The 15,563-nt window shown below is 45.2% G+C and carries 14 protein-coding genes and 1 tRNA gene; 3 read left to right on the top strand and 12 right to left on the bottom strand.

Going from position 1 to position 15,563, the window contains the following annotated elements; all coding sequences use genetic code 11:
- Positions 1–5 precede the first annotated feature (5 nt).
- From IE039_RS03495 to IE039_RS03480, 4 genes are all read right to left on the bottom strand, one after another.
- The gene (locus IE039_RS03495; protein ID WP_146976399.1) at positions 6–1,388 is read right to left on the bottom strand and encodes an amino acid permease; all 1,383 of its coding nucleotides are present in this window, start codon (positions 1,386–1,388) and stop codon (positions 6–8) included.
- 406 nt (positions 1,389–1,794) lie between these two features.
- Positions 1,795–1,868 (bottom strand) — tRNA-Lys (locus tag IE039_RS03490).
- Positions 1,869–2,037: 169 nt separating this feature from the next.
- The gene (gene rpoE / locus IE039_RS03485; RefSeq protein WP_189428735.1) at positions 2,038–2,622 is read right to left on the bottom strand and encodes a DNA-directed RNA polymerase subunit delta; all 585 of its coding nucleotides are present in this window, start codon (positions 2,620–2,622) and stop codon (positions 2,038–2,040) included.
- Positions 2,623–2,647: 25 nt separating this feature from the next.
- Entirely contained in the window at positions 2,648–3,097 is a 450-nt protein-coding gene (locus tag IE039_RS03480; RefSeq protein ID WP_010004597.1) for a YwiB family protein, read from the bottom strand.
- Positions 3,098–3,246: 149 nt separating this feature from the next.
- Here IE039_RS03480 and IE039_RS03475 point away from each other — a divergent pair, with 149 nt between their 5' ends.
- On the top strand, positions 3,247–4,602 hold the full coding sequence (locus tag IE039_RS03475; RefSeq protein ID WP_019041234.1) for an HD domain-containing protein: 1,356 nt from the start codon (positions 3,247–3,249) through the stop codon (positions 4,600–4,602).
- Between the two features lie 87 nt (positions 4,603–4,689).
- The gene (locus IE039_RS03470; protein WP_189428734.1) at positions 4,690–6,753 is read left to right on the top strand and encodes a cation:proton antiporter; all 2,064 of its coding nucleotides are present in this window, start codon (positions 4,690–4,692) and stop codon (positions 6,751–6,753) included.
- A gap of 36 nt (positions 6,754–6,789) precedes the next feature.
- Here IE039_RS03470 and miaA read toward each other — a convergent pair whose 3' ends face one another.
- Positions 6,790–7,683 (bottom strand): tRNA (adenosine(37)-N6)-dimethylallyltransferase MiaA, encoded by an 894-nt coding sequence (gene miaA, locus IE039_RS03465; RefSeq protein ID WP_010004650.1) that lies wholly within the window; start codon positions 7,681–7,683, stop codon positions 6,790–6,792.
- Positions 7,676–8,431, bottom strand: a complete 756-nt coding sequence (locus IE039_RS03460; RefSeq protein WP_010004649.1) for a glycerophosphodiester phosphodiesterase family protein — start codon at positions 8,429–8,431, stop codon at positions 7,676–7,678. Before IE039_RS03460 ends, miaA begins: the two co-directional genes overlap by 8 nt.
- Positions 8,432–8,516: 85 nt before the next feature.
- On the opposite strand from IE039_RS03460, the gene IE039_RS03455 reads away from it, so the two are divergent.
- A complete protein-coding gene (locus IE039_RS03455) occupies positions 8,517–8,699 on the top strand; it encodes a DUF3042 family protein (protein ID WP_019040836.1) in 183 nt (60 codons plus the stop codon).
- Positions 8,700–8,786: 87 nt separating this feature from the next.
- Here the strand turns inward: IE039_RS03455 and IE039_RS03450 are convergent, their stop codons facing one another.
- From IE039_RS03450 to lplA, 6 genes are all read right to left on the bottom strand, one after another.
- The gene (locus IE039_RS03450; protein WP_048700141.1) at positions 8,787–9,569 is read right to left on the bottom strand and encodes an alpha/beta fold hydrolase; all 783 of its coding nucleotides are present in this window, start codon (positions 9,567–9,569) and stop codon (positions 8,787–8,789) included.
- 72 nt (positions 9,570–9,641) lie between these two features.
- Complete coding sequence (lpdA, locus tag IE039_RS03445) at positions 9,642–11,051, bottom strand: dihydrolipoyl dehydrogenase (RefSeq protein WP_010004200.1); 1,410 nt, start codon at positions 11,049–11,051, stop codon at positions 9,642–9,644.
- A 1-nt stretch (position 11,052) separates the two neighbouring features.
- Positions 11,053–12,345 carry a dihydrolipoamide acetyltransferase family protein gene (locus IE039_RS03440; RefSeq protein ID WP_189428733.1) on the bottom strand — a complete coding sequence of 431 codons (1,293 nt, stop codon included), beginning with the start codon at positions 12,343–12,345 and terminating at the stop codon, positions 11,053–11,055.
- Entirely contained in the window at positions 12,338–13,318 is a 981-nt protein-coding gene (locus tag IE039_RS03435; protein ID WP_010003883.1) for an alpha-ketoacid dehydrogenase subunit beta, read from the bottom strand. Before IE039_RS03435 ends, IE039_RS03440 begins: the two co-directional genes overlap by 8 nt.
- A gap of 1 nt (position 13,319) precedes the next feature.
- Complete coding sequence (locus IE039_RS03430; RefSeq protein WP_010003885.1) at positions 13,320–14,456, bottom strand: thiamine pyrophosphate-dependent dehydrogenase E1 component subunit alpha; 1,137 nt, start codon at positions 14,454–14,456, stop codon at positions 13,320–13,322.
- On the bottom strand, positions 14,449–15,459 hold the full coding sequence (lplA, locus tag IE039_RS03425; RefSeq protein ID WP_068850554.1) for a lipoate--protein ligase: 1,011 nt from the start codon (positions 15,457–15,459) through the stop codon (positions 14,449–14,451). Before lplA ends, IE039_RS03430 begins: the two co-directional genes overlap by 8 nt.
- Positions 15,460–15,563: the final 104 nt, after the last annotated feature.

Raw genomic sequence — 15,563 nt, 5'->3', positions numbered from 1 at the left:
TCTGATTATTGCTTGGCTGATTTGTGATGGGTGATGAAGAAAACGACCGACATCACCAGCAAAAAGGCTAGGCCAATGAGTAATGGTATCCGTGTTTCTGGATTAATCACCATGTAAACCAATGTCAGCACAAGCATCGCAATGGCAAAGTAATTGGTGTACGGTGCCCAAGGCATCTTAAACGGATGTCCTTCCAGTAGGTTTGGATTGTCACGCTTAAATTTAATCTGGCTAATCAAAATGACAAACCATGGCACCATACCTGGCAACGTACTTGCCGAATAAACGAGCACGAAGACACTAGAGCTGCCGCGCCAAAAGAGTGGTAATAACGCATTAAGCACAATCCCAATCAAAATACCACCTGACATCGCCAACACTGGCAACGTTGGTACACGATGCTTTGACAGCTTCAAAAACTTTGGCGACAATTCCTTGTTCAACGCCAGCGTGTAAAGCATGCGACTTGAACTAAAAATACCAGAGTTCAAAGCAGACATGGCAGCTGTTAGCATCACAAAGTTAATGATACCCGCAGCAGCAGTAATGCCGACACGTGAGAACGTTTCCACAAAGGGTGAGCCAACTTGATCTAACTTATCCCATGGATAAATCGTGATGATAACAAAAATAGCACCAATGTAGAAAATTAAAATACGCGCCACAATTGACTTAATGGCTGACACAATCGCGTGCTTCGGATCTTGCGTTTCCCCAGCCGTAATCCCGATAATTTCAATCCCTTGATAAGAGGTCATGACAATTGACAAGGCAAACATAAAGCCTTTTAAGCCACCAGCAAAGAATGGGCCATGCGTCCACAAATTAGAAAAACCAATGGGATGCCAATTATTCCCGAAGCCCAGCAAGATTACCATAAAGCCTAAAATGATCATTAAAATAATCGTGACCACTTTGATCATTGAAAACCAAGTTTCCATATTCCCATAAGCTTTCACTGTGGCCATATTTGCTAAGGTCAACGTTACCAAGACGACAACCCCAGTGACCCAAATTGGCACACCTGGGAACCAGTAATTCAGATAGACGCCGACGGCAATCGTTTCTGAGACCCCAACCGTCAACCACTGAAAGACATTCGCCCAGACGGTTAAATAACCGGCTAGTGGATGAATATATTTTGTTGCATAGTTGGCAAATGACCCGACTGTTGGATCAACAAATAACATTTCCCCTAGCGCTCGCATCACCAGGTATAAAACAAATCCGGCCAACGCATAGGCAAAAATAACTGACACACCGGTCCATTTAATCGTCGCCGATGATCCCATAAACAAGCCGACCCCAATCGTCCCGCCCAAGGCAATCATTTGCATTTGATTTGACGATAAATCTCGGTTTAACTCTCTGTTCCGTTTATCTAACATTGCTCTTTCCTCACACTTTTCCCTCGTTGCACGTACGGCATAAAAAAAGCGCCCCTAGAACCTAATCTAGGGGCGCTTTTGCGCGGTACCAACCCAATTTCAAGTCTGTCTGTTGACAAACCACTTAAAACAATTGGGGTAACGGCCAATTACACCGACAATCCTTTCAGTCTGCACCTAATCAGATTATGCATCAACGGTAGTTAGTCCACTAGTCCCTTCATCATTTTCACCAACCATGATGTCTCTACTAAGGTAACCTAGTAACCCGTCCGTCTCAACGCTTGTATCAATAATACTATGATTCAATTTTTTTTGCAATGTCTTTTAAACAAAAAGAAAAGCAAGTAACAAAGTTACTTGCTTTTCCTGGAATATCCCAAAGGTCACCTGATAGTTAAATCAGTGCTCCCTCTCGGACTCGAACCGAGGACCTTGGGATTAAAAATCCCCTACTCTAACCAACTGAGTTAAAGGAGCAAACATGCCGTAGCACATTTATATATATTACAGATGTTACGCCAAAAATGCAACCCTTTTTCAAAAACTTTTTTATTACATTTTTAATACATCATCAAAACCCGTTATTTTAGGCGTCCAACACGGCAATAGCCACAAAAAAAAATGCCGCTAACACGGCATTTTAATATTACTTTTCAATATCACCGTCGCCCAAATCATCAAGATCATTTGTGCCGGCTAATTCTGTTAAGTTATCATCAATTGATTCATCGTCACCAACAATAATGTCTGTTTCGTCATCATCGTCTTCAACTTCAATTTCAGCGTCGTCAACGTCCACGTCGACTTCTTCTTCAGCAACTTCACCAAAGTCTTCGTCTTCAGGATCGTCATCGTTATAATCGATCACATCATCATCTGCTGCTGAGTCCGCAAAGACGCTAACCTTCTTTGCTACCTTCTTACGCTTTGGTGTGTCATCGTCATCATCCATTTCATGGATTGATTCGTCAATGGCATCAACTGGATACCAGGCACGCAAGCCCCATTCATTGTTACCAAGTGAGATGAATGAGCCATCTGTATTTAAGTCGGTATAAAATTGTGAGAGACGTGACCGGAACGTCTCCGCATCAACTGCCAAAAAGTCCTGAATTTCTTGAACCAGTGAGCTAAATGGCATAACTGTCTTGTGCTCTGCCAAAATTGCAGTTGCAATTTCAACCAATGCTAATTCTTCTTTTGGGTGATTGCCTAATTGTGTGAGTGCCATAGTGCACGTCCTTTCGAGTTTCTAACTAATTAAGTTTACTAGATTTGGCTTGGAATTGCAACCGTAACGCGTATTCGCCAACAATCTGGTCATTAGCAATGAGCTGATAGTCAATTGCAATTTTGCCTTGTGCCTTTTCCGGGTCGATTGCTGTCTGTAACTGGGTCGTATAAGTGGCCAAATGCATTTGCCCCGCCGGTGTTTGATAGAAAGCTGGCACCTGTTGGTCCAGCACAAAAACCAGTTGAGTTTGTTGTCCGTCACCTGTTCGGTACAAGCGGACACTGTCTGGTTCAAATTTAAATCGTACTTTGGTTTGTTGTTCTGCAATGTTTTCCGTATAACGTAAGTAAACATGGTCATTTTTAACCAACAACTCCCCCGCGGTGTCAAAATTAAACGTCTCGACGTCGTCATCTTGACGAACAGTTGTTGTTAATGATAATGGCACCATTTGTTTTTGTGTTTGTGACATAGTTCCCCCCTTAGACTCAGGTCATACGACACACTAGCCTATTTTGTGTCAGCCGGCGGTTGTGTGACACATCTGATAATCCGCCGACATTTTTCATTCATTTCGTTAATTATCTATTATAATATAAGAAAGGTCAAAAGGGACAAATGATGTTAACAGATAAATTACACAACGAGAAGGTCCTACGCGACCCCATCCACAAATTCATTCACATTCAAGATCGTGTGATCCTTGATCTCATTAATACGACTGAATTTCAACGCTTACGCCGAATTCAACAGCTTGGGATTACCAGCGCTGTTTTTCACGGTGCCGAACATTCACGTTTTGGCCATTCTGTTGGTGCCTATGAAATTGCCCGTCGCATTACCGAGCATTTTGAGCAATATTATGCGTCCACTTCACCAGAAGATGGCCTCTGGGATACCAACGAACGGCTCGTGACGTTATCTGCTGCCCTATTGCACGATATTGGACATGGTGCTTTTTCCCACACTTTCGAACATCTTTTTAACACCGATCATGAAGCGATGACCCAAGCTATTATTACCGGTGACAGTGAAATTCATACCGTATTGGCCAGTGTCTCCCCTGATTTCCCCAATAAAGTGGCCAGTGTTATCGCTAAAACTTATCATAATCCACAAGTCGTCCAACTGATTTCCAGTCAGCTTGACGTCGATCGCATGGATTACCTCCTACGCGATGCTTACTATACTGGGACAAAATATGGTGAATTCGATATTGACCGCATTCTACGCACGATGAAACCAACCCCAACAGGGATTGGCTTTGATATTGCCGGGATGCATGCGGTTGAAGATTATGTCGTGAGTCGCTATCAAATGTATCTGCAAGTTTATTTCCATCCCGTATCACGTGGAATGGAAGTTTTGCTGGAACATTTACTGCGGCGTGCACAAGAACTTTACCGCACCGAATCGAGTCAAAATACCAGCACGTTTGGCCCCTTACTCACGCCATTATTTAACGGTGAACAATTATCGACCGCAGACTATTTACGCCTAGATGACCATGTTTTTATGGCTTACATTGCGATGTGGCGCGATCACCCAGATAAGATTTTATCTGATTTATCCCGTCGTTTCCTCGATCGTCGACCGTTAAAGTCGATTGTTATTGACGATAATACCGCACCACTTTTAGAAGAATTGGAACAATTAGTGGCCTTTACTGGTTACAATCCAGTTTATTACACAGCTAGAAATGACGCCTATGATCTCCCTTATGATGACTATAAGCCGAATGTGGCTAAGCCGCGAACACAGATTGAATTTATTTTAGATGACGGCTCACACCGTGAATTGTCAGAGTTATCCCCCTTAGTTGCTGCCATCAAGGGTAAAGCGTCATTAGATCAGCGGTTCTTCTTCCCAAAAGACATGTTAAGCATCGAACCAGATGATTTGTTTGCGGACACCTTTAAAACTTTTCGCAGCTATATCCATAATAATGCCTTAACAATCCCTAATCCGGAAAGTTAACCTGTCAAACGTGCCAATTGCCCAATTTGCACGTTTTTTAGCATCGACCAGCACACATTGATTACTTTAAACCCTTGGAGCTAGCACATGACGACCCTAACCGTTGTATCCCTATTACTGATTGGTATCATCAGTACCAATATGATTAAACAATTTATACCCAAACTGCCAGAAACATTTATTTTTATTTTAGTCGGGATTGGCTTATCTTTTACCCCGACATTTCATCATTTTGAACTCGAACCAGAATTTTTTATGTTGGTGGTGATTGCCCCGCTGATGTTTTTAGATGGCCAGCAGCAATCTTTTGCTGTCATTAAAAAACGCTTTCGGATGATTTTTACCCTGTCTGTCTTGTTGGCGGCCGTTTCTGCGATTGCCGTCGGTTTCCTCTCTAGCTGGATTGAATCCGCATGGCCGTTGCCATTAGCCATCGCCTTAGCAGCCATCGTTGTCCCAACAGACGCTGTGGCCGTTAAATCACTTACCGCTGGAACAGAAATGCCAACTGGTGTTAACAATGCCTTAGAACTCGAATCATTATTTAACGACGCCACTGGTTTGGTCATCTTAGATCTCGCCCTATCTGTTTTAAAAAATGGCCATTTATCCCTATTTGAGGGTCTCGCGCACTTTGTTTTTGTCGCCGGTGTTGGGGTCATTATCGGCATTATTGGTGGTTTTGCGATTGTTTGGGTCCGCAGCAACATTACTTTCCGCACACTCAACCCTGACACAACCGTTATCACAATTAGCTTACTGACACCTTTTGCCATTTATTTATTAGCTGAAAGTGCCCAAACATCCGGTATTTTAGCAGTTGTGGCAACGGGTATTGTCCATAATTGGGAATCACGGAAGCTCAAGCTAACATCAACTAACGTGCAATTAACGCAGACCACAATTTGGCAAATGATTGCCACTTTGCTCAATGCCGTTGTCTTTTTGTTATTGGGTATTGCTTTGCCAACTGTTTGGCAAGAAATCACAGCAATTGGCTTTGTCGCCACATTACAACTCGTTGGGTTAGCCATTTTGATCTATCTGTTGATGTTTGCGGTCCGCTTTATCTGGGCAACCTATCAAAAACAAGGCCAAGCAAAGGAATTTTTTGGCCCACAACACACTAAAACACACACATTCAACGCGCGTGTTTTTGCTACCAGTGGTGTCCACGGTACCGTGACTTTGGCAATGGCCTTCTCCCTACCGCATATAATTGGGCAACAGCCGTTTCCTTTTCGCGAACAGTTAATTATTGTAGCGACTATAGTCATTTTGCTCAGTATGATCGTCTCGGCAGTGGCATTACCACTGATTTTACCCAAAAAGCAAGTAACCTACACGCAGCAACAACTCATAGCAACGCGTAATGCCATGGTTGATTTTGCCATTTTACAAATTAGACAACAAATGACTGATCAACAAGCCCGTGAAACGGTAACGAACTATCTGCAATCACAAAAAGGTTGGCACGCTACCGAAGATAAACAGACCGTGACAGCCGCCTACCAGACCTTATTTAGTCAAACACAAGCCTTTATTGCTAACTATCTTCAAAGCCAACCCGTCATGACGGCTTATCCTGATCACGTGATTTTGGCCTATCAGAAAATTATGACCCTTCTGATGCAACAACATGACAGCGATGCGCATGGTTGGTCAAAATTACGACAGAACATCAGTCGTCGACTACGTCAGTTAGTGCGCCGTTGGCAATGGCAACGATTGCAGGCACACTTCTTAAAAACACACCCAGCAACGCAACAAACAGCCGATAACCCACAACATGCCGCTTGGCAAGCACTCATCACCGATTTACTTGCTTTAAATGATGCGGTTGACACTACTGTCAATGCCCATTTGGATGATCTCTTACAGGCCCGTGTTGACCAAAAGCAGGATACCCATGATATTCATCTCGTCCGCCGTGCGTTTAATCACTATTTTGCCCGCGTGCGTCGCGATTATGACACCAGTCAACCACCTGTTGATAGTCAATGGTATATCCAAGCCTTCCAGGCAGAATACTCGTTTGTTCAACAACAAGTCGCAACGGATAAAATTCCAGTTGCTTTAGCAACTGCACTGTATACTGAAATTAACCAGGCACAATCACTCCAGTTGCAACAAACACAACTCGAAGCATAAAAAAACACGCCATGTGTTGTCACATGGCGTGTTTTTTTATTCTGATGCGGCTAACCACGTTGTCAACCAGTCTGACAACATCGTAGCCGCATGCTGACCTGGTAACCAAATCAAGCCAGGAATTTGATGCCGCAAATAAGTCAATTGGCGTTTTGCATAACGGCGCGAATCTTGTTGCATTTGCGCAGTGGCTTCCGCGAGTGTCACATTCCCAGTTAAATACGGGAAGAATTCTTTATACCCAATGGCTTTACCAGCTTGAATGGTTTCACCACCCGCCGCTAAAATCCGGTTAGCCTCATCAAGCACCCCTGCTGCTAACATTTTCTCGGCGCGGGCGTTGATCCGCTCATACAAAACCTCACGTGACCAATCCAAACCCACCACGAAGGCCTCATAGTTTGGTCGTGCTGGTTGCGCATCGTGTTTGCCATGCCGTGCAATTTGGATGGCGCGGATAACGCGTTGTTTATTGTTTAAGTCAACCCGTTCAGCCAACGATTGATCTAATCCCTGCAACATTGCGACTAAGTCAGGTAACGCCTCAGCTTGTAAGGCAGCCACTTCCGTCACATCACTCGCCACATACTCTAGTGGTTGCGCGCCAAGTAGGGCCTTCACATAAAAACCAGTCCCGCCAGCAATAATCGGTAATTTCCCCCGTGACACAATATCAGCAATCGCTTGATCCGCTTGCGCCACGAAATCCGCGACTGAAAAGTTAGCTGTCACATCAACAATATCAATTAAATGATGCGGCACCAATGCTTGCTCCTCTGGACTCACCTTCGCTGTACCCACATCTAACGTCCGATAAATTTGCATGGCGTCAGCAGAAATAATTTCGCCATTAAATTGTTGCGCCATTTTAATGGCCAAATCACTTTTACCAGAAGCGGTTGGCCCTGCAATTACGACAATTTTAGTCATGCTGCCCTCCTTGCATTTCTTGACGAATGCGCGTCGCCAGCGCCACGTTATTGGTAATCAAACCCCGTAACCCCGCTTTAAACACTCGGCGCATATCAGCTTCGTTGTCCACAGTCCAAACACGGGTATGCCAATTTGAGCGCCAAAAAATTTTCGGCTTATGCTTTAAAATACGCATATCGACATGGACATAATCAAAGACCCCACGCCATTTTAACCAATAGACCTTATAGCCGCCCCATACCGCTAGCGCTGCGATATCAGCTGTTGGCGCTAACCGACGAATGGTCTTTAGGGTTTCCAAATTAAAACTTTGATAAATAATTGGATAACTTGGCTTAAACTCAGCCACCAACGCTAAAATATCAGCCTCAATACCTGGATAGTCCTGATGATCTGTCTTAATTTCAATCAGTAACGTTTTAGCAAAATGTTGTGCTTGCAAAAACGTTAAAAATTCCGCAAAAGTTGGCACCGTCACGCCGAGCATTTTGGGGTCTTTATATTGGCCGGCATCTAACGCTTTAATCTCAGCTAAAGTCAGGTCTTTGACAAGACCAGTCCCGTTCGTTGTGCGATCAACCGTTTCGTCATGAATCACGACAAGGTGGCCATCTTTGGTCCGATGCAAATCCATTTCGAGCATATCAATGTCATACGCCAAGGCTGCTTCAAACGCTGGTAATGTATTTTCAGGGGCCACCGCGCGATAACCGCGATGCGCAATAATTTGTGTTTGTTTTGTCATAATTTTTATTATACTAAATTCATTTACAAATAAGGCAAAATAGTTGATAATAGACTTTAGAAAAACGTAAGAAAAGAGAGGGATTATGAAGTCATTTAAGTCAGGCGTTATCGTTGGTATTATTGGATCAGCCCTTGTTGCTGCTGCTTCTGCACTTGGGTATCGCCAAACAGTTATCAAGCCAGCCGAAGAAGCTGAAGCACAACACGAAGAAGTGTCAAAGCAAGCTATTCGTCGCAGCGTCGCGGCACATCAATCACGCTTTTAAAACCAATCAGCCATTAACGGCTGATTTTTTTGTTTGCTTAATGCTAACTGATTATCCAGGCAACAGCCAATGATGGCCGTTGCTTTTTTATAAACGCTTTAAGAAAGTCAAAATTGCGTCATTAAACGTCGCTGGATCTTCAATATGGGGGATATGGCCGGCTTCAGGCAGAATGACGTATTGCCCATGCGCCGTCATCTGTGCTAACACTTTGGCATGTTCAGCTGGCCATAATGGTGACTGGCCACCCGCAATAAACAAGTGCGGCACCGCTTCACGCCGCAAAACATCCCGCCAATCTTGCACCGCACTATTCAGTAATAACGGGGCATTGAAATTGAAATCAAATGGGTAGAAATGTTGTCCAATGGCACGTTTGATGTCAGCCGAGAGCTTCATGTTGGTCAATTTGGTGACGGGTAATTGGGTCAAGGCCGCCTGCAAATGTTGCCCATCAGCCCCCAACAAACCATACGGCCAGTCCGCTGTCTGAATCATTTTGGGGATTTGATCTTCAGTAATCACAGCACGAATGTCAGCATCCCCGAATAGTGACAAATACGCCCAAATTGTGCTGGCGCCCATCGAATGCCCTAATAAAATGGGTTGTTTGAGTGCTAAGGCTGAGATAATCGTGGCGAGATCCATCCCGTGACGCGATAGCCGCATCCCATAGGCCACCTGATCACTCTGCCCATGATTGCGGCGGTCATAAGTAATCACTTGATACCCGGCTGCTACGAATGCCGGAATTTGTGCTGTCCACGTCGCTTGGTTGCCAGAATAGCCAGCAATTAAGACAATTGGCTGGCCAATCCCATAAACGTGATAGGCTAATTGTACGTTGTCGTTTGTTGTAATATAAACCATAACTCTCCTAGAATTAAAATGACGTTGCCAAGTGTTGGCAACGTCATTTGCTGCTTATGTCAGTATTGCATGTTAAATGTGAATGGGTAACCCATCTGCCAATTCAGCGGTATCCATAATCGCCTCACCCAAGGTTGGATGTGGGTGAATCGTCAATGAAATATCTTGTGTGGTCAGGCCATTTTCAATGGCCAAAGCCAACTCTGAAATCAAATCCGAAGCACTTGGGCCAACAATTTGCGCCCCTAACACTGCATTGGAGGTCTTATCACTGATTAAGCGGATGAACCCCGCCGTTTCTTCCATTGAAATGGCACGACCATTGGCCGCAAAGGGGAATTTGGACACTTTAACGTCCAGTTGGTTGGCTTGGGCTGATTCTGGTGTCTCGCCAACAGTTGCCAGCTCAACTTGCGTATACGCAACGGCTGGTAACCCATAATGCAGGTCATGTGCTTGCGGATCCCCCGCAATCGCTGCAGCGGCAATCTTACCCTGGAAGCTCGCCTTATGGGCCAGTTGTGGCCCTGCAGTTACATCCCCAATGGCATAAATATGTGGCACGCTCGTCTGCATGTTATCCGCAATTTCAATCAATCCACGATCTGTGAGTTTCACATCCGTGTTGTTTAAGCCCAAGGTATCCGTGTTTGCCCGACGGCCAACCGCCAAGAGTAGATAATCACCAGTAATCGTGTGCGCCTCGCCAGCCACGGTGTACGTGAGACGCACCTCATCATCAGTTTGCGTGGCTGCCTTGGCCTGCGCGTCAGTGACGATCACGCCACCCTTTTGCTTAAAGTCAGCCAAAACTGGTCGTGTCATTTCGGCGTCAAACCCATTGAGGGTATGATCTAGTCCCTCAATGATGGTGACTTGTGCACCAAGGTTGGCATAGGCACCACCTAACTCAGAACCAATGACACCGCCACCGACAATAATTAAACGCTTAGGCACTTCAGGTAAACTTAAGGCACCCGTTGAGTCAATAATACGACCACCAAATGGCATACTTGGAATCGCAACCGGCCGCGACCCAGTTGCGATAATAGCGTTGTTGAATTGTAATAATTCGTGGCCATCTTCTTGCACCACGTTTAATGTTTCATTATCGGTAAAAGTCGCTTCCCCGTAGACAATTTCTACCTGATGCTTTTTCAACAGCATCGCCACCCCACTGGTTAAGGTATTCACGACTTGATTTTGCTTCCAATCTTGGGTTTGTTGCCAATCTAAGGTTGCCCCACTGGTTGTCAGACCAAATGGTGTGTCTGATTGGGCTTCTTGGTAGCGATGACCAACATGGATTAACGCTTTTGATGGAATGCAGCCGACATTCAGACAAACGCCGCCAATGGCGTCGCGCTCAATAATGGTCACCTTTTGCCCCAATTCGGCGGCACGAATGGCTGCCACATAACCGCCAGGCCCAGAACCAATCACAACTGTATCAATTTCACGTGCTTGTGCGCCAACAACCATCTTACACCTCCATCAACATATACGCCGGATCGGCCAATAACTGCTTCAAATAATTCAAGGCACTTTGACCTAACATACCATCAATCAACCGGTGATCATAAGTTAAGGACAATTTCATATTCTGACCCACCACAATTTCTCCAGCTGCATTGACGACTGGCTCCTTGACAATTGAGCCTAAGCCAAGAATCATCACTTCATGGCCATTAATAATCGGTGTGAACCAAGTGCCTCGTGCTGAACCGAGGTTAGAAATCGTCATCGTGCTGCCTTGCATTTGCTTAGGCGAAATCGACCCATCACGCACGGCATCGGCCAAGATGGCAATTTCTTTGGCAATTTGAAAAATCGACTTCCGGTCAGCTTGCGCCACGACCGGTACAAACAAACCAGACGGTGCATTCACCGCAATCCCCATGTTAACCTCATCATGGTAAACAATTTCTTGGGTGGTCATATCCAAACTGGCATTAATTTCTGGGAATTTTTTAGCCGTCGCCGCCAACGCTTTCACCACATAAGCCAAGTAATTCAAATGAATCCCTTGTGCAGCCGCCTGTGCTTTAAACTGTTGACGATGTGCCACCAGTTGACTCACCTCAACACTATCAAAGTTAGTGACCGCCGGAATCGTTGCGTTCTGGTTGGCCATCGCTTTGGCAATGACCTTCCGGATTGGTGTCATTGGTTGCCGACCTTCATGTAGTGGCGCTGGTGCAACAGGTTGTTCTGGCTTGTTATCTGCAGGCTTTGGTGGGGTTGGTGCCGCTGGGGCCACAGCAGCCACCGGTGTGGGCGCTGCTGTGGTATCTACTTGGAAGTTCATCACATCGGCCAAAGTCACATGGCCATGCCGACCCGTAGCGGGTACTTGCGTCAGGTCAATGCCTTTTTCAAACGCCAAATGACGCACTGAAGGCATCGCCAAGACGTGCCCATTCACCGTCTGAACCGTGCTGGTAGCAGGTTCGGGGGTCGGCCGTGTTGGCTCAGGTTCAGATGCAACCGATGCCATTTCAGATGCTGATTCTGGCGTTGCAGTAGCAGCACCACTGCCATCCCCATCAAATTCAATCAAAGGATCGCCGACGGATACTGTTGCCCCCGCCTCGACAAATAACTTGGTGACTTTCCCCGCATAGGGTGATAAAATTTCTTGAATTAACTTATCATTTTGCACTTCGGCAACGGGATCATCCATGGCAACCGTGTCGCCAACTTTAACCAGCCATAACGTAATATCGCCTTCGGCCATCCCTTCACCAATATCTGGCATTTTAAAAATCTCAGTCATAATTCACAACCTCCATCACTTTTGCCACGACATCATCTGCTTTGATCATCCAATCGTTTTCAGCTTGACCAAATGGGTAAACTGAGTCCGGTGCCGCCACCCGACCGATTGGCACTTTCAAATCTAAAATAAAGCGCTCAGCAATTTCACTCATGACATTGGCACCAATACCAGCCATGCGTTGGGCTTCTTGGACAACAACCACGCGACCAGTTTTTTGGACTGTGGCACCAATACTCGAAATATCAAGTGGCGAAACCGTCCGTAAGTCTAGAACTTCGGCCGAAATATTGTCTTTTGCTAGGGCTTCTGCCGCCTTCAACGCGACTGGTACTCCGCCACCGTAGGAAATGATTGACACATCACTGCCCTCACGCGCAATTGCTGCTTGATCAAGTGGCGTTGTGTAGTAACCTTCTGGCACCTCGCCTTTTAATGAACGATAGAGATGCAAGTTTTCCAAAAAAACCACAGGATCATTTGATTCGATTGCACTGAGCAGTAGGCCTTTAGCATCTGCTGGGTTAGCCGGCATCACGACCCGAATCCCAGGAATTTGGGCCACAATCCCTTCGAGATTATCCGCATGCATTTCTGGTGTCTTCGTGCCACCGCCATAGGGTGCGCGAACCACAATTGGCATTTGCTTTGTCCCACCAAAACGGAAACGATTACGAGCCATTTGCCCAGCAATGGAATCCATCACTTCAAACACAAAACCAAAGAATTGAATTTCCATCACTGGCCGATAATTTTGTGTGGTTAAGCCAATGGCAAGTCCACCAATACCTGATTCAGCTAAAGGCGTGTTAAACACCCGATCTTCGCCGTATTTGGCTTGCAAACCATCCGTGGCTCGGAACACCCCACCATTTTTGCCAACATCTTCACCAAAAATGAGGACGTTCTCGTCTTGACCAAGGGCAAGATCCATTGCCTCACGGACAGCATCAATATAACTTTTAACAGCCATTTTACTTTCCCTCACTTTCAAACTTTACGATTTGTTCCGTCATGGCATAGCTTGGGACTTCAAGTGTATTTTTAATTAAATCAGAAATCTTTTGCTTTGGCACATTATCCGCAATCTTAATTTGTTCATCAATTAAGGCATTGACTTCCGCAATATAAGCTGCTTCCTTTTCCTCATCCCAAATACCTTGGTCGGTCATAAACTTGCGCATGCGGATAAGAGGTTCTTTTGCCCACCAAGCATCAATGTCATCTTGTGTGCGATAACGCAATGGATCGTCACCCGCAGTTGAATGCGGCTCTAAGCGATCTGTCAGCGTTTCAATCAAGACTGGCCCATTACCTGATACTGCCCACTGACGCGCCTCCTTAGCCGCCAAATAAACGGCAATTGGATCATTCCCATCAACCACGACACTCGGTACTCCAGCAGCCCAACCTTTGGCCGCCAAATGGGTTGCTGCCGTTTGTAACCCACGTGGTGTTGAAATGGCGTAGCCATTATTTTGAATAAAGAAGACGGCATTGGCTTGATAGGCACCAGCAAAATTGACCCCTTCGTAAAAGTCACCTTGTGACGAACCGCCATCACCCGTATAGGCATAGGCAACCGCGTCTTTTTGCCGCTTTTTGAGTCCTAAACCAATCCCAGCTGCTTCAACGTATTGCGCGCCGATAATAATTTGTGGCATCCAAGCATTGACGGGTTGCTCATCTGCCGTTGTGAACACATTACCTAATACATGACCACGTGACCAAAGAATCGCTTTCCAAATCGGCCACCCTTTCACAATAATTTGTGGAATGTCACGATAACCTGGCATAAGCCAATCATTATCATTAAAGGCATAAGAAGATGCCATTTGTGAGGCTTCTTGGCCAGCTGTTGGCGCAAAGAAGCCAAAGCGTCCTTGTTTAGCAAGCTTGGTTGACCGAATATCCAACTGTCGACTCAACAACATCCGCTGCATGATTTGGACTAAGTCTTCCGATGACAAGTTTGCACGTGCTAAACCAGCTTCATCAACAATCTCACCCGCAGGATTTAAAATCTGCAGCGTTGGAAATGTCTCATCCTGCAGCGCTAATTGGCCACTAAAGTCCAAAATTTTCTCATTTGTTACTGTGATATCAGACATGCGTTTCTACCTCATCTTTCTGAAAAAATACTGCCAAAAGTTCCTCGTTCGTGATCGTGCCAAAGTACTGGCCATCTTGATTTGCTAATAACACGCCAGCCACTGCAGTCTTGGTAAACGGTAAGCCAATAAATTGTGGTTGAATCTCACGCCAATCACGCACACCCAAAAAGTCACCCGTGAAATCAATATCAGTGATTTTGCCATCAACCGCATTAACATGTACGTCGATGCTGCCACCTTGATATTTCGCATGGTTGTGATACATAAAATCCGGACTTTGCCCATAATTCCATGACCACTGCGCAAACTGTTGATCACGTAAGGCTAAAATCGCCGTTTTTTGTGTGTCGGTTAACTGATATTCCCCATCTCGCCCTTCATTAGTGAGATAATAGCGTAATTGTGCGATAAATTCATCGATGGTCAAATTATCAGGGGCATAATCCTTAATATTACCCACTCGTGCGCGAACTGACTTTGCTGCTTTCGACATAAACTTTTCGTCAGCCACGTTTAACGACCTTACCATTGCATCCACATCGGTATCCCACAACAATGTGCCATGATGCATTAAATAACCACCCGCATAGCGCTGCGCATTACCAGACACTTTCTTGCCATCAATCTCCAAATCATTACGACCCGAAATGGTCACGTCAATGCCAACTGCTGCTAGAGCATCTGCCATTGGCTGCACAAATTGATGAAAATCAACGCTGGCACTACTAACCACCGGTACAAAAAAAGTAAAGCAAATGTTCCCTAAATCATGATAAACTGCCCCACCACCAGAAACTCGTCTGACAACTTGCACATCATTTTCAGTGACATAGTCAGCGTTCACTTCAGAAAACGTATTTTGATTTTCACCGACAATGACGGCCCGTTGATTTTGCCACAAAGCAAAAACTGGTTCGGTTGGTTTTAAATGCTTTAATAACCACGCATCCATGGCAATGTTTGTGTAGGCATCATGGTTAAAGTAGTTAATGTATTGCATGATTTTCTCCTTTTGTAACCGCTTACATTTTTCATTATGGCAGATTGTAAAATTTAAGTTGAACATTTAAGTGGACAGAAAAACCCATCAAGGTCTTTAATGGT

The organism is Leuconostoc lactis KCTC 3528 = DSM 20202, from assembly GCF_014651235.1.
Taxonomy (GTDB): domain Bacteria; phylum Bacillota; class Bacilli; order Lactobacillales; family Lactobacillaceae; genus Leuconostoc; species Leuconostoc lactis.
The sequence above is the reverse complement of the archived record's forward strand: the minus strand, read 5'-3'. Positions and strand labels throughout refer to the sequence as shown.

Excerpts from the sequence above, each read along its gene's own strand:
- IE039_RS03495 (WP_146976399.1), bottom strand. The coding sequence starts at position 1,388 with ATGTTAGATAAACGGAACAGAGAGTTAAACCGAGATTTATCGTCAAAT.
- rpoE (WP_189428735.1), bottom strand. The coding sequence starts at position 2,622 with ATGGCACTCACACAATTAGGCAATCACCCAAAAGAAGAATTAGCATTG.
- IE039_RS03480 (WP_010004597.1), bottom strand. The coding sequence starts at position 3,097 with ATGTCACAAACACAAAAACAAATGGTGCCATTATCATTAACAACAACT.
- IE039_RS03475 (WP_019041234.1), top strand. The coding sequence starts at position 3,247 with ATGTTAACAGATAAATTACACAACGAGAAGGTCCTACGCGACCCCATC.
- IE039_RS03470 (WP_189428734.1), top strand. The coding sequence starts at position 4,690 with ATGACGACCCTAACCGTTGTATCCCTATTACTGATTGGTATCATCAGT.
- miaA (WP_010004650.1), bottom strand. The coding sequence starts at position 7,683 with ATGACTAAAATTGTCGTAATTGCAGGGCCAACCGCTTCTGGTAAAAGT.
- IE039_RS03460 (WP_010004649.1), bottom strand. The coding sequence starts at position 8,431 with ATGACAAAACAAACACAAATTATTGCGCATCGCGGTTATCGCGCGGTG.
- IE039_RS03455 (WP_019040836.1), top strand. The coding sequence starts at position 8,517 with ATGAAGTCATTTAAGTCAGGCGTTATCGTTGGTATTATTGGATCAGCC.
- IE039_RS03450 (WP_048700141.1), bottom strand. The coding sequence starts at position 9,569 with ATGGTTTATATTACAACAAACGACAACGTACAATTAGCCTATCACGTT.
- lpdA (WP_010004200.1), bottom strand. The coding sequence starts at position 11,051 with ATGGTTGTTGGCGCACAAGCACGTGAAATTGATACAGTTGTGATTGGT.
- IE039_RS03440 (WP_189428733.1), bottom strand. The coding sequence starts at position 12,345 with ATGACTGAGATTTTTAAAATGCCAGATATTGGTGAAGGGATGGCCGAA.
- IE039_RS03435 (WP_010003883.1), bottom strand. The coding sequence starts at position 13,318 with ATGGCTGTTAAAAGTTATATTGATGCTGTCCGTGAGGCAATGGATCTT.
- IE039_RS03430 (WP_010003885.1), bottom strand. The coding sequence starts at position 14,456 with ATGTCTGATATCACAGTAACAAATGAGAAAATTTTGGACTTTAGTGGC.
- lplA (WP_068850554.1), bottom strand. The coding sequence starts at position 15,459 with ATGCAATACATTAACTACTTTAACCATGATGCCTACACAAACATTGCC.